At 43.3% G+C, this 18,929-nt stretch carries 18 protein-coding genes and 1 pseudogene; 2 read left to right on the top strand and 17 right to left on the bottom strand.

The genetic code is table 11. The features are described from left to right. Positions 1-4: 4 nt before the first annotated feature. From JCM2850_RS21105 to JCM2850_RS12210, 15 genes and pseudogenes are all read right to left on the bottom strand, one after another. Entirely contained in the window at positions 5-703 is a 699-nt protein-coding gene (locus JCM2850_RS21105; protein ID WP_025872176.1) for an FkbM family methyltransferase, read from the bottom strand. Between the two features lie 4 nt (positions 704-707). Then, complete coding sequence (locus tag JCM2850_RS12270; protein ID WP_025872174.1) at positions 708-2,414, bottom strand: ATP-binding cassette domain-containing protein; 1,707 nt, start codon at positions 2,412-2,414, stop codon at positions 708-710. A 63-nt stretch (positions 2,415-2,477) separates the two neighbouring features. Further along, complete coding sequence (locus JCM2850_RS12265) at positions 2,478-4,157, bottom strand: hypothetical protein (protein WP_148301263.1); 1,680 nt, start codon at positions 4,155-4,157, stop codon at positions 2,478-2,480. Then, positions 4,154-5,221 (bottom strand): acyltransferase family protein, encoded by a 1,068-nt coding sequence (locus JCM2850_RS12260; protein WP_025872170.1) that lies wholly within the window; start codon positions 5,219-5,221, stop codon positions 4,154-4,156. The genes JCM2850_RS12265 and JCM2850_RS12260 overlap by 4 nt, the downstream gene beginning before the upstream one ends. Before the next feature lie 30 nt (positions 5,222-5,251). Further along, positions 5,252-6,445 carry a polysaccharide pyruvyl transferase family protein gene (locus tag JCM2850_RS12255; protein ID WP_148301262.1) on the bottom strand — a complete coding sequence of 398 codons (1,194 nt, stop codon included), beginning with the start codon at positions 6,443-6,445 and terminating at the stop codon, positions 5,252-5,254. Beyond that, a complete protein-coding gene (locus tag JCM2850_RS19070) occupies positions 6,418-7,632 on the bottom strand; it encodes an N-acetyl sugar amidotransferase (protein ID WP_234406243.1) in 1,215 nt (404 codons plus the stop codon). Before JCM2850_RS19070 ends, JCM2850_RS12255 begins: the two co-directional genes overlap by 28 nt. Positions 7,633-7,644: 12 nt before the next feature. Beyond that, complete coding sequence (gene hisH / locus JCM2850_RS12245; RefSeq protein ID WP_025872167.1) at positions 7,645-8,283, bottom strand: imidazole glycerol phosphate synthase subunit HisH; 639 nt, start codon at positions 8,281-8,283, stop codon at positions 7,645-7,647. Further along, positions 8,284-9,021 carry an imidazole glycerol phosphate synthase subunit HisF gene (gene hisF / locus JCM2850_RS12240; protein WP_025872165.1) on the bottom strand — a complete coding sequence of 246 codons (738 nt, stop codon included), beginning with the start codon at positions 9,019-9,021 and terminating at the stop codon, positions 8,284-8,286. Beyond that, positions 9,018-9,305: a UDP-N-acetylglucosamine 2-epimerase gene (locus JCM2850_RS23495; protein ID WP_199898342.1), complete on the bottom strand. Its 288-nt coding sequence runs from the start codon at positions 9,303-9,305 to the stop codon at positions 9,018-9,020. The genes hisF and JCM2850_RS23495 overlap by 4 nt, the downstream gene beginning before the upstream one ends. After that, complete coding sequence (neuC, locus tag JCM2850_RS19065) at positions 9,298-10,149, bottom strand: UDP-N-acetylglucosamine 2-epimerase (RefSeq protein WP_199898341.1); 852 nt, start codon at positions 10,147-10,149, stop codon at positions 9,298-9,300. Before neuC ends, JCM2850_RS23495 begins: the two co-directional genes overlap by 8 nt. Continuing rightward, positions 10,146-11,186 (bottom strand): N-acetylneuraminate synthase family protein, encoded by a 1,041-nt coding sequence (locus JCM2850_RS12230; protein ID WP_025872164.1) that lies wholly within the window; start codon positions 11,184-11,186, stop codon positions 10,146-10,148. Before JCM2850_RS12230 ends, neuC begins: the two co-directional genes overlap by 4 nt. Then, on the bottom strand, positions 11,173-11,868 hold the full coding sequence (locus JCM2850_RS12225; protein ID WP_036266122.1) for an acylneuraminate cytidylyltransferase family protein: 696 nt from the start codon (positions 11,866-11,868) through the stop codon (positions 11,173-11,175). Before JCM2850_RS12225 ends, JCM2850_RS12230 begins: the two co-directional genes overlap by 14 nt. A 107-nt stretch (positions 11,869-11,975) precedes the next feature. Beyond that, a pseudogene (locus JCM2850_RS19060) lies at positions 11,976-12,949 on the bottom strand (GDP-L-fucose synthase family protein). Between the two features lie 9 nt (positions 12,950-12,958). Further along, positions 12,959-14,047 (bottom strand): GDP-mannose 4,6-dehydratase, encoded by a 1,089-nt coding sequence (gmd, locus tag JCM2850_RS12215; RefSeq protein ID WP_025872160.1) that lies wholly within the window; start codon positions 14,045-14,047, stop codon positions 12,959-12,961. 29 nt (positions 14,048-14,076) lie between these two features. Beyond that, the gene (locus tag JCM2850_RS12210; RefSeq protein WP_025872158.1) at positions 14,077-14,409 is read right to left on the bottom strand and encodes a MarR family EPS-associated transcriptional regulator; all 333 of its coding nucleotides are present in this window, start codon (positions 14,407-14,409) and stop codon (positions 14,077-14,079) included. A gap of 133 nt (positions 14,410-14,542) precedes the next feature. Between JCM2850_RS12210 and JCM2850_RS12205 the strand changes: the two genes are divergently transcribed. Both JCM2850_RS12205 and JCM2850_RS19055 read left to right on the top strand, forming a co-directional pair. Beyond that, the gene (locus tag JCM2850_RS12205) at positions 14,543-15,241 is read left to right on the top strand and encodes an SDR family oxidoreductase (RefSeq protein ID WP_025872156.1); all 699 of its coding nucleotides are present in this window, start codon (positions 14,543-14,545) and stop codon (positions 15,239-15,241) included. A gap of 156 nt (positions 15,242-15,397) precedes the next feature. Further along, positions 15,398-16,327: a PA0069 family radical SAM protein gene (locus JCM2850_RS19055; protein WP_234406242.1), complete on the top strand. Its 930-nt coding sequence runs from the start codon at positions 15,398-15,400 to the stop codon at positions 16,325-16,327. 48 nt (positions 16,328-16,375) lie between these two features. Here JCM2850_RS19055 and JCM2850_RS12195 read toward each other — a convergent pair whose 3' ends face one another. Together JCM2850_RS12195 and JCM2850_RS12190 are read right to left on the bottom strand one after the other, a co-directional pair. Continuing rightward, positions 16,376-16,771 carry an RNA-binding S4 domain-containing protein gene (locus tag JCM2850_RS12195; protein WP_025872155.1) on the bottom strand — a complete coding sequence of 132 codons (396 nt, stop codon included), beginning with the start codon at positions 16,769-16,771 and terminating at the stop codon, positions 16,376-16,378. Continuing rightward, the gene (locus JCM2850_RS12190) at positions 16,764-18,923 is read right to left on the bottom strand and encodes a Lon protease family protein (protein WP_025872153.1); all 2,160 of its coding nucleotides are present in this window, start codon (positions 18,921-18,923) and stop codon (positions 16,764-16,766) included. Before JCM2850_RS12190 ends, JCM2850_RS12195 begins: the two co-directional genes overlap by 8 nt. Between the last annotated feature and the right edge of the window lie 6 nt (positions 18,924-18,929).

The raw sequence follows: 18,929 nt of genomic DNA, 5'->3' as shown, positions 1-18,929 counted from the left end.
TTACTTACAGTTTCAAAAGATCTTGATAAAACTCAGTGTTGAATGTACGCGCTATGACTTTGTAATGATTTTGAATCATGAAACTGCGTATGCGTTCGCCAGCGACATCATCAAGTGCTTCTGCCAGAACTATACGAGGCCTGTACTTTGACCAGTCGTTAGAGGCAAGCACTTGGTAATCAAAGCCTTCAACATCTATACTCATGAAATCAATTTCAGTATCCGGCAGCAGCACTTCATCCAAAATTTTAGTCAAGGGTCTTACTGGCACCTTGCGGGTACCGACGCGTTTATAAGCAGTGTTTTGTATACGCTGATTGGCCAATTCCTCACTGAAGGTATTGAGAGCAGGCTCATCGAACATATGATAAGTCAGCTCAGACTCATGATCAGATACCCCCATTTCCAAGGCAATATCTGCTGGGCGCCGTGTTTTAAACAAAGCAATAGCCTCGTGTGAGGGATCTATACAAACTCCCCTCCAACCACGTTTATAAAATAAATAAGTATTGGAGAACCTTACTGGGTGATGAGCACCTATATCAATATAATACCCAGTAGAGGTTCGGTCAAAAATTCTACTCAGAATTAAATCTTCCCCCTCTTGCGCATAAGAGAATTTATATAAGCCTCTATCCCGGTAAAATGAAAAAATCTCTTGCGAATAATTAAATATTTTTAAAGCAATACTTGAGATAGACATAAATTTATACTTTATTGATTAATGCCAAATCAACTGTATGATCGACTTGAGACATGATATAAGGATCATGACTGACAAATATAATGATCTTATTTTCATACTCATTCATAAGATTCCGTATCACAATTTCTTGTGTAGCCTTATCTAAAGCTGTTGTACTTTCATCAAGTATCAGCACATTAGGTTTGCGCACTAATGCTCTGGCAATAGCTATACGCTGACGCTGCCCACCTGAAAGATTTTTTCCTTGATATTGCAAACGTGTTTCATAACCTTGCGCAAGACTTTCCACATCTTTAGAAATACAAGCTAATTCGCAAGCCCATTTTACGTCCTCTAGAGTAAAAGTCTCGCCCATACAAATATTGTTGTAGACCGTATCATCAAAAATCGCAGGTTCTTGATTAATAAGTACAATAGAATGCCTGATATGTGCTCCAGGGATATTTTCTGTTGAAATACCATCTATTGAAATACTGCCTGAAGCAGGAGGATAAAACTTCAGCAAAACATCCAGCAAAGTAGACTTTCCTAAACCAGATTTCCCCACTAAAGCATAAGAGTTGTTCTTTTCAAACTCGTAGTAAACAGAATTGAGAACCGCTGGCCTTACGCCTTGAACATCACGGTATGAAAACGACAAATTATCAATCTTGATTGTATCTATCTTGTGTAAATAGTTGTCTGAATTAGCGCTCTCGGCACTTTCATCGGAAACTAATTCCGTCACATCTTTTCCCGATTTCGCATCTGCAACAATGCGAACAGCTAGAGTGATACTCTGACCAACAACTGGGAAAAATCGCATGAGATAAGCTATCAATGACACAATGTAAGCCATCCCTAAGTTTTCAACAGAAACCCAGCCACTCAATATCAAAGCCAAAGATCCGAGTAATAGAAATATTATTGGTACTAACTTCGTAGCCAGATTTATTGCATCAAGGTAAAAAAGAATATTTGCATACGTAAAAATCTTTCGCCTATACAAACCGGCAACATACTTCTCGGAAGAAAGTGATCTTACTGCTTTGATATTGTTCATCGCATCCATGAAAATGGAATTTGCTTTCCTTGAACCTTCTATTTGCCTCACGCCCATCTTATGAGATATTTTTAAAATCCAAATGAAGAATACGGCAGACACAAGCATTAAAATGAAAATCATTTCGGCGGCATATAGTGAATAAATTGCAATAGAAATAAAATACATTACCCCCAGTAAAAATGTTGCAACAAACTGAGTCAATGCAACAACCAGAGTACTCGCCCTGAAGGATTCATCTCCAGCAAGCCCCATAAAAAAACCTATACTTTTTTCAGATATTTTATCAATTGACATCGAAGTAATGATTTTTTCAAAAGCCCTAGAACCGAGCTGAGCCATCACACGTCTTCCAAGGTAGTGCGTCAGGCTTTGACTAAATAGTTGCGTGACTACTCTCAAAGTGAACAATAAGAAGAAAACTTGCAAAAGGCTGGCAGCATCAACTGTAAACCCCAATATAATCAGAGCTTTTGAAATCAAACCATGCTTATCTACTGTTTCTCCTGAAACAAGTTCAAATAAAGGCAATAGGCTTGCCATTGCCAACAATTCAATACCTATAGAAAGTATAGAAATTAAAACACTCAAATACAACAATGGGTTGTTATTGAAAGCAAATTTTAATAACTTAAAAATATATTTTGCTTGTGGCAATTTATTCAACAACTTTCATTTTAATGGTAAGTGTTACTAAATATAAATTGTATTAAATATCAGATAATTAACTTATATCGAATGTTGTTTTACCGTAGCTTCAATTTCATAATCGGAAACAGCATCGACCACATCAGATATTACACCCTCAAAAAGGCTAGATTGATTATTAAGAACCAGACTTAAAAATCTTAAACGGTCTGTGTCGTTGGACTGGACATTCCATACGTCGTAGCTTTTTCGCAAATTAACTGAAAACTTGTTAGCCACCCTTTTCAATATTCTATACGCCGGCTTATCCGGCCAACTCAGACCAATCTCCAGTGGCTGATTAACTCTGACAGTGCCCAGTGAAAAACTGACCGCGAGCCAGCGATAGGCATTAACTACATGTGTATTATCTGTTGATGTTGCCAAAGAAAGTACTTTGATAAGGTTGTCATAATACTCATGTTCAGACTCTCCCGTTAGATGTATATCCGCCGGATAGGAAGGTAAGTATTTATCATAGGTAATCACAGGTATGCCATGTAGCAATGCTTCTACACCAGTGGCAGACCACCCTGTTACCAGCGCATGTACATCATCGAGAAAATCGTATAAAGAAATATTCTGATCTGGTGAGTTTAATTTAACATTCTCAGGGAGATCCTGAAGTATTTTTTCCCAAATCAATGCTTGCTCAGACTGATTGGAATCGCGTTTATTAGGATAGTCTCGCGGATGTACTCTAATTACAAGATAGTCATCAGGCCTAGACTTCATAAAATTAATTGTACACTTAATCCATTCAAACTGATCTGAGAAAACCGGACTTTTAACTTTACGCTCAGGAAAACCTTTGATAACAAAAGCCGCATACGCTTCATCAAAACTACTTAATGAGGCGAGTAGAATTTTAGCATTCTGTGGAATATTGAATTTTTCACGGATTGAAAAATTTCCTGTTTTTGGCGCTGAAAAAACAGCAAAAGATTTACCTTTGAATAATTCGTGAATATGTGCAGAGACTCTATCAATATCTTCAAGCGTTACTAAATTTTTAACAGCTTGCCAATGCTGCAATGCAGGGTTTACTAATTTAAATTTACTCCACTCCCACACCCTTAAAGCACTATATCGTTCAGCATTGCTAGAGCTACCTTCTATAAAATATGCCTGTCTCCCCTGTTTTACTGCATATTCTGCACACACACCATTAACACCATACTGTGGACTATAAAAGAAAATTTTTTCTGGACACTCTTGTTTGAATATTTGGATAAAACCGATTAACGATACCAGGGCATTCCTAAGGTGAATCTGTAGATCTTGCCATTGTTCATCTCTAAATTCCAAAGACATTTTCTTATACTTAAGAAGTGGCTCATATGTAGCCAAACGCCCTACTGGTATATCTTCATAATGAAATTCGAGGAAATTATCTTCCGTGACACTTTTCAATAGGTTATCAATCAGAGCATTAGTTTTCTGATCAATATAATCATGCAATTTAAGATGCTTGCAATCAAAAGACTTGGTTATTTTATTGGCGTTATTAATACATAACTCACAAATTGCACTTTTCTTTTTAAAATCCTCATTCAATGCAAGATTGAAAGCACTCATACCAGTGCAATAATGAGTAAAGCTTTTATCACAGGTCACATATACTAACTCATGGCCGGCATTACTCAGCTGTGATGCCAACCGGCTTTCAGGAAGCGCATGTAACCAAATAGCTGCATGCAAAGAATAAAACATGGCTTTCATACTTTTACTTTTCTCAACAACCTGTGATAGGTCAAACGTAAATTAGCTGGACGCTCTACCCATTTTCCAATATAAATTGACATAGTTAAGATGATTATTAGCGATAATGATGACATCAACTCTCTAGTCAGGCTACCGTACACATCAAAGTTATATGAGAAGATGGCGTACGATAGTAACAACATAGGGAAATGGACAATATATAAAGTGTACGAAGTATTGGCCAAAATATTCATTGCCTTAATTTCTGGCACTTTGCATTTTATTGCTGCCAAAAATAAAGAATATACAAATATAACTTGCACTGGCAAAGAAACGAACTTCTGTCCAATCACTGCCATAGCAAACACCACAATAGCCATTACAACAACCAAAGTCATGAACTTTATGAAATTTCGACGATATAAGAAAATTACACCACCGCTCAACCACCATAAGCCATAATAAATATCGGTTTTTGTATTAAAAAACAAGAATACAGATAATACGAGAAAACCAGTATTAGCAATAAAATTGAGCAAATTTTTTTGTTTATAATGAATAAAAATTATTACAACTAAACAAGCATAAAAATATAGCTTAGCCTCAATGCATAAACTCCATAATGGCCCATTCATTTGCAACAAGCCATTATTCATCAATAAAGAATTGACAATGTCTCGCGTACCAATGCTCAAGTAGTCTCTTGCCTGATAGATATCTCCTGGTGCCTTTAAAGTACCCACTGATCCCGGTAGTTCAAAGATCACAATCACACTATAGGCAACTAAAGATATTATTATGCTTACAATGAGAGGAGGATATATGCGCAATAATCTGCTAGATGCGTAATCAAGTACTGAAAGACGCCCTCCATTACGTTGAGTATTGCTATGCAAACTATTCGAAATTACATAGCCACTTAATACAAAAAATAAGAGGACCGCGGTTTCACTCAAAAAATGATTCAACTCATATTTCCAGGACACCAATCCAATGGTTGGTAACCAATAAATTTGAAAGGTGTGGCTGAGAAAAACCGTTAGTGCTGCAATCGCCCTTAGATAATCAAGGCTTTTAATCATAATAACTAAGCATACAATTACAACAATTAATCATTTAAGCTTATGCTCACGTAACCACTCCACTACCCTTGGAGCAATCAAATCACGTTTTTTTGTGACAACATCAAGTATGTTACAGCTCTCATCACGAGATATAGATGAATTTTCAATAACAATATTGCACTTTCTCAACAATTCATTTTTAAAACCTATTTGTCTGACATCAACAATTTTTTCTTTTATTCCCAACTCATAAAACAATTCTTTAATTTGCTTGTATGAGTACAATCCTATTACTGGAATTTTATTAGCTATGGCTACAACATTGGCATGAAATCGCATACCAAGTATCAAAGTACATTTGCTATATTCGGAAAATAATGTCCCTTGAAAATTCACATTAGTATCGTAACTGGCCACTTTGACATTTTCACGTCTACATGCATCAGGCAACCGTGATAGTATGTCGGCATATACTTTAAGATCACTATAAATATGTGGAAAAAAAATAAACTTTATTAATTTATTTTTATTCCACATTTCAGCCAAAGTCTCGGTGAACTCGGATATAAATCCTGAGTAATCATATCCATTAATTCCACCTGGAAACCTTGTTTCCAACATATCTCCAGCCAGATTGATGCCGATGGTGATCTGAGTGTTTTCATGATCATTTTCCGCAATGTCTTTTTCTAACTTATCCAGATTTACAAAAAACCCACCGTCAGGCAATGGTAAGACTTTATCCAACATGGGATTATTAGAAATCCGATTTCTGAGCGTGCCCATTGCTCCATCATTACGAACACTGACCAAATATTGCTTTGATGAAGTTAAGATTTCTAAGAAATTAGTAAACTTTGCAAGACTTTCATCACTACATCCCATACCATCATCAACACCCAATGCATTGAAAAAGATGGGGACTTTTATTTTTTTAAAAACCTCAATCTCAATTGAGATTGAGGTGCCGGTTGGAGAAGAATCAACCCATAGCTCGAAAAAATTACCACCTCCCACGACTATAAGATCGTACTGATTTGCAATAGCTACAAAATTATCGTCAAAGGCAACATTTTTTCGGTAAACATTGCGTATTTCGAATTCATCCCATTGAATCTCTCCAAGCAGTCCTTGAAACCAATTGCGAAAACCATAATGGTTGGCAATGTCACCGACATTTCCGGAGAAACTTCCTATCTGCAACACTTTCATTCTTAGGTCACCTGATGCTTCAGTATCCAATTACTGTCTTGCTTTTCCCACAAATGTGGAGATCTAAACCTATCTACGGTTTCCCAAAACTGTGCTTCGGTGATCTCTATATATTCAAGGAATTCTGCAAAGTACTTTTTTGGAAACTCTTGATCATATTTATGAACTAGAGCAACCCCTTCTTCTCGCGTAATTTTATCGTTGCGAATTTCTTGCGCAGCATCATATGTTGCCCTACCAATGCCGAATTTGATCAAGGTAGTAAAGTAGTGGAACATATCTATTCGATCATCGATACTACTGTACTTGGAGTAGGTTCCTTCAGTGCGTTCCGTATTTGCCTGGAAACCAGTATGCTCGACTGCATAGTAATAGCACTCTTGTGGATCCCATTTCAGGTAATAGCCCAAATAATGTACCTCGATACCATCGCGCTCTAGATCTTCTGCAGCAGGCGGAATATATGGCGCGAAATCATTTAAGCTGTATTCACCGTCTTTAATAATGTCTCCAACCTTCACACCACCTAACACCATGTCAGCTGGGTCTGAAATAGAGAAAAAATTCTTGTCCATTGTCGGTTTATAGTTTTCTTCTGTCTTATTGCCATATTCAGCTTGATTTTCACCATACATTACCAATTTGATACCAAACTTTTTAGCCATCAACGGCCCGATAATGCGTTGGCCAACAATGAATGGTTGGAATGGGTGCAATAAATTCAGAAATGCCATTTTTGTTAAATAGCGGTGCAACTTGCCATTTGGGGTAAAAAGAATATTGTCTAATCCACCTTTATGGATCCAGTTTTCAAAATTCTTCCAACCAATCTCAGTGTACTTATGCGGCGCCCACGTCACTGTTAAAGGATTCATACCATATTTATATTTAAGGATATGTGAGGTATATGCACTGTCTTTACCACCACTGCCGGGCACGACAATGTCATATCCACCATCGCTACGGCGATGTTGATCCAACAATCTAACCAAAGCGTCCTCGCGGGCCTGCCAGTCTATTTGAGCATCCTTGGTTTCTGCATAGCGGCAAGCATCACAAATACCATCAGCGCCAAATCCTATGGTCGCTTTTTTGTCCTTGTTGGTATGCTTGAATTCAACTGTAGAACTGGGTCTTTGGTTGGAAATCACGCATTTCTTGCAAAACACTACATCTTCCGGCAAACCAAAATATGCATTAACCACAACTTCCTCCACACTTCTTTTCAATTAACTGTTTTGTACAAAGTTATTAAGAACCTGTAACCCGCTGGGCCCACTTTTTTCTGGGTGAAATTGCATACCCCAGATATTGTCTTTCTGCACTGATGCAACAAAAGTACATCCAGAATACGTCGCGCTGCCTGTGATGTATCGATCAGGTACATTTTGAGCGGCATAACTGTGCAGAAAATAGAACTTACGCTGCTCGTCTGGCAGTCCATCAAACATGCCGCCATTATTTTCATGAACGGAATTGAGATCAACTTTCGCCCAGGATATATGCGGTAACCTCACTCGTGATTGCTCTACGGGTACAATTCTGGAGACTACGCCAGGCACAAGTCCAAGACCAGTGGTAACGCCAAACTCCTCACCCCTGTCGAAAAGCAATTGCATGCCCAAACAAATCCCCAAGACATGTTTTCCACTTTTTATATATTCGAGCAAGCTAGCTTGTAATCCATCTTTACCCAATGCAGACATGCCTTGAGCAAACGCACCAACCCCTGGCACTATTAACGCGTGAGAATCTTTAAGTGCCTCTGGCGTATTTGAGATTACAGGATGAGCACCTACGTACTTGATCGCATTACTCACACTACGCACATTGCCTAGCCCATAATCAAGAATACATATTTTCTTCATTTATTTAGTACCATTGATGAATGTCAGACGCTGTTTGAATTCATCTATCGTATTGATTTTGTAATGCAATACTGACGCCAGACAAACTCCACTTGGCTGGATTTCTTTTAACTCTTGCACATGATCAGGATTACCGCAGCCACCACTAACCATGACTGGAATGTTCACTATCGTGTTAACTGCACCAAGCAATGGAAGGTCAAATCCTTTTTTTGTACCATCTTGGTCTATAGACGTTAGCAAAATCTCGCCTGCACCAAGATCTTCCAGCTCCTTGCTCCAAGCAACAACATTTTTGCCCGTAGGCTCCCTCCCGGCTTCCATATAAGCTTCCCAGTCATTGCCTATCCGTTTGGCTTGAATAGAGGCAACCACACATTGACTGCCATAGCGCTTGGCAATCTCTGTGATGAATTTCGGGTTAAGTATTGCAGCTGTATTCACTGCCACTTTGTCTGCTCCGGCACTCAGAGCCATCTCGACATCTGCTAAGGAACGCAGCCCCCCCCCTACAGTGATAGGAACAAAAACTTCTTCCGAAGCCTTGGCGATTACAGACAGCAGGTTATTACGGTTATACAAGCTCGCTACCGCATCTATAAACACAATCTCATCAATGCCTTGTGCATAATAGTTTTTCGCCATCTCGATTGGATCGCCAACTTTCCGCAAGCCCTCTAGGTGTATGCCTTTAATCACATGTTCATTTTTGACATCTAGCCTTGCGATCAACCTCACACTGCACTCCTATCGATAAAGTGCTTTTGTATGCCCTTATCCCAAAAAGCATTATTCAACAGAATCTGATGAAACTCACCTGCACTATTACCATTACCAAAGTCAGAAACTGCCACGCGAGGAATGTCTGCAACTTGTTGAACAGCATGTCTAAGGGAATCCACATGTGCAGTAGTATTAAGAATCGACTCTGCTGTTGCTCTATTGTGTTGCCTGCTACCAACATTGATGGCTGGCACGCCGAAATGAGGAGCCTCTCTTACTCCAGCGCTAGAGTTACCCATGATGAACGCTGCATTTTTTTAGCAGCGTTAAAAAATATTCAAATCTAATGGATGGATAAACTCTAACGTGGCTCAAGTTTTTCAATCGCAAATACTCATTCAAAATAATGTCTGAACCATGATCATTATTGGGATATACAACAATGAATGGTAGAGAGCTTTCTGAAATATAATCTACGATGGCTTTGGCTTGTCTTGGCAAATCATCTAACTCAGAGGTAACGGGGTGATACATCAAAATGCCGTAATGTTCGAACGAGAAGCCATAACGTTCCCTCACATCATCAATGCTTGGCAGCGATGTTGAATTCATAACATCAATATCTGGGGAGCCAATAACAAAAATGGATTCTTCACTTTCTCCAAGCTGAATAAGTCGATTTTTTGCCTGTTCGTTGGAAACAAAATGCCCATGGGACAGCTTGGTCACCGCATGTCTAATCAACTCGTCAACAGTGCCAGAGACCTCTCCGCCCTCAATATGTGCCACTCGAATGTTATTTAATGCGCCAACAGCGGCTCCGGCCAACGCTTCAACTCTATCCCCATGAATCACAATCAGTTCTGGTGAAATTTCTTTTACATAATCTGATAAACCAGTAATTGTTTTGGCCAGAATATGATCCATGCTATCGCTTTGATTTTGATTGATAAAGCGAAATAGGTTTTTAAATCCGGCTTTTTCTACTTCTTCACATGTATAACCATATTTCGACAACATATGCATGCCAGTAATGAACACATGGACGTCAAATCCCATGTCATTTTGTAATGCTCGCATGAGGGATTTCAGTTTTCCAAAATCTGCTCTTGTTCCAGTAAGAAAAACAACTCGCCTACTCATGCCTCAATATCCTGCCGATTAACTCTTTTGCCACTCAGTATAGTTTGCGATGCTTTACGACCAAGTAGCTGATCATAGTCAGAAGCATTAAAATCACCGCCACCTGGCCTACGTAACCAAATATTATCTTCACTTAAGACATCACCAACATTGATATCCTTAATTGCAACGACAGATGCAAAAGCAAAAGCTATAGTTTTTTCTTCTTCTAAAAGTGGACCTTTATGTGCACCTTTTGCTGAAAAAATAACTTTTGAACCAGTGATTAAATCTTGCAATGCTGCAGGGTCCATTGAACAAACAATGTCTGGTCCCGGCCGTGACATGGAGTCAGTAAAATGCCGCTCAAGAATTGAGGCTCCTAGTGCAACAGCCCCTAGGCAAGCGTAATTCCCAAGGGTGTGATCTGAAAGTCCCACAACCGCATCAGGATATGCATTTTTAATGACTTGGATAGCATCAAGTCTTACAAGCTCAGGAGGGGTAGGGTAAATATTCGTGCAGTGCAGAAGAGCAAAAGGAACTTTTGCTTGCCTTAATATATTGACGGTTGGTGCAATGCTTTCAATGCTATTCATACCGGTACTAACAATAATAGGTTTCCCAAATGAAGCAATATGCCGCACGAGAGGATAATTATTGCACTCGCCAGATCCAATTTTATAAGCCGGTATATCAAATTTTCTCAGTCGATTTGCTGCCATTCTCGAGAATGGCGTACTAATAAAAATACTGCCTTGCTGCTGCACATATTGCATGAGCTTATATTCATCATCCTCTGACAATGAGCAACGTTGCATAATCTCATAGATTGAAACATCCGCATTTCCAGGAATAACACTCTTGGCTTCATCAGACATTTCATCTTCAACCACATGTGTCTGATGTTTTATTATCTCTGCCCCAGCATCAATTGCAGCTTTTGCCATATCAATCGCAAGATCTAATGAACCCTCGTGATTGATGCCAATTTCTGCAATAACTATAGGCTCATGTCCGTCCCCAATTTTCCGCCCAGAAATTTCAAAAGATGCCATATTTTTTCCTTAATAATGCTTCTGTTTCTAAAAAATCTTCTTCGGTGTCAATATCAACACTTTCTTCAGCAGACATAATATAAGCAACACTACCATTGGAGGGGAAACCGCCTCTAGCCTCAAATTCAAATTTCGAAAAGATATAAATAGCACCATTTGGCGCGTAACATAATGGCAAATCTTGACGACGATAATTAGATAATTTTTCATCAAATAATGAAATCAATTTATCATTATCATCTAGACGAAATGACTTATATGGCGACTTATCCAAGACTTCCACACTGACCAAAGAAGTAAGGCCATTATTATTCAAAGCCGTCAAAGCATCATCAATATGATGTTCATCTCTTAATGGGGAGGTTGGCTGTAAGTAAACGATTAAATCTCCATCCTCTATATTTTCAATACTAATAAAATGCTTGACAACATCAACAGCTGACGCATCATCTGTTGCGTATTCTTGCGGCCTTAATATTGAACTGCAGCCTTGTGCTTTTGAATACTCCAATATTTCTTTACAATCAGAAGATACATAAACAGCATCGACATTTTTAGCTTTTTTAGCAGCGTTAATTGTGTAAGCTATTAATGGAGAACCTGCGATATTTTTCAGGTTTTTTTTTGGCACTCCTTTAGAACCTGCTCTGGCAGGAATCAAAGCAAACACTTTTTTTTTCAAAATTGAACATTAAATTTTAAAAATTATCGAGGTTATATAAATTATCTAAACGCTATTTTTGAGGATAATATCAATTCGATATCAGAAATAAATTAATAAACTCAGATTTATTTTGTTAAAAATTCCGAATATGTCTTTTCCAATCCATCATCAAGCTCAATGGAATAAGTCCACCCCAAACTGTTGAGCTTGCTTACATCCATAAGCTTACGCATCGTGCCATCAGGTTTTGAACTATCGAACTCAATTGCTCCTTGGTAACCAACCACCTTTTTTACCAATTCGGCCAATTCCTGTATTGAAATATCGACTCCAATACCGATATTGACTAGTGGTGGATCAAACACACCAGTAGCACTCTCATCACTTCCCAGCAGAGAATTGAATTTCTCCTCAGGCAGATTCAGCAAGAATATACAGGCATCTGCCATATCCTCACTGTAAAGAAATTCGCGCCTGGGTGTTCCAGTACCCCAGACCGATACAGCTGCATGCCCAGCTTGTTTAGCCTCGTGGAATTTGCGTATCAATGCAGGGATAACGTGACTATTCTGCAAGTGATAGTTATCGCCAGGCCCATAAAGATTTGTCGGCATTGCTGCAAGAAATCGAGTGCCATACTGCCGGTTATAACTCCAGCACATTTCGACTCCAGCAATCTTTGCCAGCGCGTATGCACGATTGGTAGCTTCAAGCGATCCGGTTAGAAAGTGGTGCTCATGCATGGGCTGAGGAGCATGCTTGGGGTATATGCAGCTGGACCCTAAAAACAATAGGCGCTTTACTCCATGCTTCCAGGCACTATGGATCACACTGTTCTGAATTGCGAGATTGTCACGGATAAAATCTGCCGGGTAAGTGTTATTGGCCACTATGCCACCCACTTTGGCTGCCGCCAGGAAAACATATTCGGCTGATACTGAGCAAAGAATGCTTCCGTGGCATTAGCATCTGTGAGGTCAAGCTCTGCATGGGTACGCTTGATAAGATTGCTATAGCCCTTGCCCTCTAGCCCCCTAACGATAGCGGAACCCACTAGGCCTCGATGCCCTGCCACATAGATACGTGCGTGTTTGTCCATAGGCTCAGGTTACTCGTTATAGTCATAGGCAGCAAAACCATGCTGCTTAACCAGTTCGTCACGCTCTGCGCTCTTGAGATCTTCACGCACCATTTCAGAAACCAACTCCTGGAAACTGATGCTGGGCGACCAGCCAAGTTTTTGCTTTGCCTTGCTCGGGTCACCAAGCAATGTTTCAACTTCGGTAGGCCTAAAATAGCGCGGGTCAACCTGTACAATGCACCTGCCTTGACCGTCGTATCCCATCTCTTCTTGGCCCTGACCTTTCCAGGTGATGGCAATATCCAGCTCGTGGGCGGCTGCATTGACGAAATCGCGCACACTGTATTGCACACCTGTCGCAATGACGAAATCCTCTGCCTGTTCCTGTTGCAACATCAGCCATTGCATTTCAACATAATCCTTGGCGTGACCCCAATCACGCAACGCGTCCAGATTTCCCAAATAAAGGCAATCTTGCAAGCCCAGCTTGATGCGCGCCAAGGCACGGGTAATTTTACGGGTAACAAAGGTCTCCCCACGCAAGGGGCTCTCGTGATTGAATAAAATACCATTACAGGCGTAGATGCCATAAGCTTCGCGGTAATTGACAGTAATCCAATATGCATAAAGCTTCGCAACCGCATACGGGCTGCGTGGATAAAATGGGGTGCTTTCTTTCTGCGGTGTTTCCTGCACCAAACCATAAAGCTCTGAGGTCGAGGCTTGGTAAAAGCGGGTTTTCTTTTCCAGCCCCAAGATGCGGATAGCTTCCAGAATACGCAAAGTCCCAAGACCATCCGCGTTAGCCGTATATTCAGGACTTTCAAAACTGACTGCCACGTGGCTCATTGCCGCGAGGTTATAGATTTCGTCGGGCTGAACCTGCTGAATGATACGTATAAGGTTGGTGGAATCTGTCAAATCCCCATAATGAAGGATGAAATTCTGGTTATCGACGTGAGGGTCCTGATACAGATGATCAATGCGATCTGTATTGAAAAGTGATGCTCGGCGCTTAATGCCATGTACTACATAGCCTTTGCCAAGTAAAAATTCAGCTAGATATGCTCCGTCTTGTCCAGTGATACCTGTAATTAGAGCTACTTTTTTTAACATATGTTTTTCCTAAGGAACTGTCTCCGCCCTTAATCATTTACCTTAGCGTTGATCTCACTACGTAACTCTTCAATCTCTCCTGCTAATTGTTCGTACTCTTTGAGCTTGAGTTTGAGAAAGTTGAGTGTCACAGCAGCTTTATGTTCTATGCCTGTCGGCGTGAGGACATACATATATGCCAACTTATTCTTGCTGTTGCGAAAATTAGATACTTTGAGCAAGCCAACTTGCGCTAAGGCTTTGAGACAAAAATTGGTTTTCCCCAAGCTAATGCCTAGTGCTTTCGCCAGTTCTCTTTGGCTGATATCTGGTTTTTCCTGCACCAATTTCAGAATCTTGTATCGGTATTCATCCGTAAGCATCAGATGTTCTCGACTCTCTGCGTTCAAAGCGTGAACGCAGTTTACAAAAACTTTCCTGCGTTCACAAGTCTAAAAACTCAAGAACCGAGTGGTATCCTTAACCCTACTAATAACAAGACATGGAGTAGCTACAATGGCGAATGTATTGATCACGGGGGCCAATCGTGGCCTGGGTCTTGAGTATGCACGGCAATACGCTGAAGACGGCTGGCAGGTATTTGCCTGCTGTCGCAATCCAGAGTCAGCTGAAGCGCTGCTGCAACTAGCAACACGCCATAAAGACTTGGTCAGTGTGCATAAGCTCAATGTAGGCAACTTCAACCAGATTGATGAACTGGCAGCCTCGCTGGCTGAGCAGCCAATCGATGTAGTGATCAATAATGCTGGCATCTACCCCGACGCCCATGGTGCCGTTTTCAGCGATGCGGATTATGACGCTTGGATGGAGGCCTTTCGCATCAACAGCCTTGCCCCTTTCAAACTTGCCCAGGCTTTCACCGCGCATCTTCAAGCTGGCCAACATAAAAAGCTCATCAATATGACCAGCAAGATGGGCAGCATTACAGATAACACCAGCGGCGGCAGTTATATCTATCGCTCTAGCAAGACGGCGCTGAATATGGTCAGCAAAAGCCTTTCCATCGAGCTGGCACGGCTAGGCATTACAACGGTGGTATTGCATCCTGGCTGGGTACTTACAGATATGGGCGGGCCTAACGCGCTTATTACAACTGAACAAAGTATCAGTGGCTTACGCACCGTCATAGACCAAATCACATTAGCCGATGCAGGTAAATTCTACGCATATGACGGACAGGAAATTCCCTGGTAGCCCCATTCATCCAGCTGAGACGCTGCGCCCGCTAAGCTTCAAGGGGCGTGGCGCGCTCAGCAACCATAGTGGCCGCTTCCAGCAACATCAGCACCATGATATTGATGATGGCTGGGGTAACCTTGAACAAGATTTACCCCCCTTGCCACGGAAGTATTGATAGACAGCACACGCACTATCATCAACTGGAATGATTCACCCGACATTCCTTTCGATCGCTCCATCAATCCTTATCGCGGCTGCGAGCATGGTTGTATTTATTGCTTTGCTCGCCCCTCCCATACCTATCTGGGCTTTTCTGCTGGCCTGGACTTTGAGCGGCGTATCTTGATCAAGCCTGAGGCCGCCAAGCTACTGCGTGCTGAGCTGAGCAAGAAAAACTACCGCTGCGGCGTGATGGCCATGGGTACCAATACTGACCCCTATCAACCGTTGGAAAAACAGCAGCAATTAACCAGGCAAATTCTTACATTGTTGGCGGAGTTCAAGCATCCGGTCAGCATCGTCACCAAGTCAGCTATGGTGGAGCGCGATATTGATATCCTGGCGCCTATGGCTGAGCAAGGCCTGGCCCAGGTGTTGGTATCGGTGACCACCTTGAGCAATCAGATTTCGCGCACTTTGGAACCTCGTGCTGCCGCACCGCAACGACGTCTGCAGACAATACGACGACTGCATGAGGCAGGTATCCCGGTGGGTGTGATGGTGGCACCGATTATTCCGGTGCTCACGGATACTGAAATGGAAAACATACTCACGGCCGCTCGTGATGCTGGGGCTGAAACAGCAGGCTATGTACTACTGCGTTTACCTCTGGAGGTATCGCCTCTGTTTGAGGAATGGTTGCAGCACCATTACCCGCTCAAAGCGGCCCATGTCATGAGCATTGTCCGCCAGAGCCGTGAAGGCAAGACCAATCAGGCGGAGTTTCATGCCCGCATGCGTGGCAGTGGATTGTTTGCAGATATGATACGTCAACGTTTTCGCCTGACCAGCAAGCGGCTGGGGCTGAATCAATGCAACCTGGAGATGAATACTGATTTGTTTCAGGTACCCGGACAGGCTGAGCAACTAAATTTGTTTTAAATCGGATGAAAGAACGCCAAGAGCCGAGCGCTGCATACCCTGTGCCGCTTAATAATCTATACCGGTAAACTTTTTGATATCGCGGCGTTGGCGCTTGGTTGGACGGCCCTGCCCTCTATCACGGCTGGCATGATCGCCTTCACGCGTTACCGCCAGATTTTCCCGCTTGGCCAGGCTCTCTGGAGTTTCCGCATATAACAATGCAGCCTCAGGTGCGCCGCGGCGCTGTACGGAAAGCGCTTGCACAATCACTTCCATATCAGACTCTTTGCGGCGTATATAAATGCGTTGGCCGATGCGCACTTCCTTGGCTGGTTTGACGCGGTCACCGTCCACATGCACCTTGCCAGTATCAATGGCATCAGTCGCCAGGCTGCGGGTTTTATAGAACCGCGCCGCCCATAACCATTTATCCAGCCTGCATTTGCCTTCTGCATCACTCATTGGGCTTGTCCTGCTTGCTGCGATTGCGCTGATACACAGCACGATACGATTCCAAGGTGCGTTGCACGCGCCCCAGCACGGTATCCGGTCTGTACTCGCCTTCCTCACCCAAAGTCCCCGCCTGCATGCCGGTCAATTGCTCTATGCCATCCAGCACATGAGTCATGGCATAAATATGGAACTTGCCATCGGCCACCGCCTGCACTACGTCGCGGTTCAGTAAGAGATGCCTGGAATTACGTGCGGGCAACAGCACGCCCTGCTTGCCATCCAGCCCCAGCTTTTCGCAAAGGCGGAAATGTCCTTCTATTTTTTCATTGATGCCGCCGACCGGCAGCACCTCGCCATGCTGGTTAAGCGCTCCAGTAACCGCCACACCTTGTGGCAATGGCAGGCCAGATAAGCTGGAAAGCAAGGCATAGAGTTCAGCGCAGGAAGCAGAATCCCCCTCTACCCCGTTATATTCCTGCTCAAACACCAAAGAGGCATTGAGGTTGAGCGGGGCCTGCCCGGCAAAGGTAGACGCCAGCCAGTTTTGCAGTATAAACACGCCTTTGTCGTGTTGAGGGCCCGTCATTTCGACTTCGCGGTCTATATTGATAATGCCCTGACGGCCAGGATAGCAACGCGCAGAGATGCGCACTGGCGAGCCAAAGGCCACATCGCCCATATCAATATGAGTCAAGCCATTAATCTGGCCCACTTCGCGCCCCTGCACCTCTATCATCAGCTCGCCATCGAGTATGGATTCCCGCAGCTGTTGCTCGGCATAATCATGGCGGCTTAGCTCAGCCTGCAAGGCAGCTTCCACGGCGGCTACATCCACCAACTGGCCTGGCGCTGCCTGGGCAGCGCTTTCCTGCAGCAGCGGCACCAGATGGCCCAAGGCCAGGCTAATGCGGGCTTGGTCTTCCACCCAGCCATGCATGACTTGCAACACGCGCACTACAGCAGCGGCAGTAAAATGCGGCAAAGCTTGTTCGTAGCAAATTCTGGCGATATGGCTGGCAAGCTGTGCGTAAATGGCCTGGCTGGCTGGCACACTTTCAGCAAACTCAATCTTGATCAGAAAATGGGCACCAAAATTCGGATGTTGCTCATGTAGGTGGTAATAATCCTCACGGCTCGCCACCAAAATAAGCTTGAAATTCACAGGTAGCGCATCTGGCATCAAGGCACTGGGTGAACCGCCGCCAGAGGCATTGCCGCCATCGTCCAGCGTTTGCTTGCGATTGCGCAGCACACGGCTCAACTTGTCCAGCAAGGGGTTAGCGCCTTGCGCATCGGTCAGCAGGTCTTCTAGGTGCAGAATCAGCACCCCGCCATTGGCGCGCAGCAGATTACCCGCCTTGAGGCGCATAAAGTCCGCCACATGGTGCTCGCCTGCGGACTCTATGCCGCCGAAGAGCGAAGTAAAGCTGGGGTCTTCATCGTAGATCACTGGCGCGCCAGTCAGGCCCGCATTGCTCACCAGCAGATTGGCGCGCAAACGGCCCAGAAAAGCCTCTTGCATGCCTTCTTGTTCATTGGCGGCACCTGGGGCAAATACATCCAGATTGTCTATGACTTCCTGCAACAACTGCTTGCACCAATCCTCAAACAACTGCGGCGCTAACAGGCTATCCTGAATTTGCTTGCGGATAGCCGCAAGCTCTTCTTCCAGATGCGCGGTTACACGGCTGCCGGGTGCTTGCTGAGCATCTGTCGCCTGCAAGGATTTGGGCAGGCGTTCGGATTGCACAAGCGCTGGCAAAGTGCGTAATTGCCTACGCGAGAATTGATCCAGCAACAGACGCAACTCATTGCCCTTGCCTGCCTTAAGCCTGAGCAACAACGGCTTTTCTGCCTGCTGGAAGTTCAATAGGTAAACCAGATCCTCAGGCACGGCTTGTTTCGCCAAGGCCTGCTGCACCATGTCCTTCACCAGCGAAGTGCGGCCAGAACCAGGCTCGCCTATCACCAGCATATGGTAACCAGGCTGCTGCATGCGCAAGCCCAAGCTCGCAGCAGCATGCGCGCGCGGCTGGCCTATCCATGCGGCGTCCGAACCAGCCATTGCATCGCCCTGCAGCAGTTCTGCAGTATTGGCAAAACCCAAGCTATCGGGGCTAATGGTGATATGCAGTTGTGGCGGAAGTAACTTGCTTAACATGGGGCA

It is taken from the genome of Methylobacillus glycogenes JCM 2850, from assembly GCF_000617925.1.
In the GTDB taxonomy this organism is placed as follows: Bacteria; Pseudomonadota; Gammaproteobacteria; order Burkholderiales; family Methylophilaceae; genus Methylobacillus; species Methylobacillus glycogenes.
The sequence above is the reverse complement of the archived record's forward strand: the minus strand, read 5'-3'. Positions and strand labels throughout refer to the sequence as shown.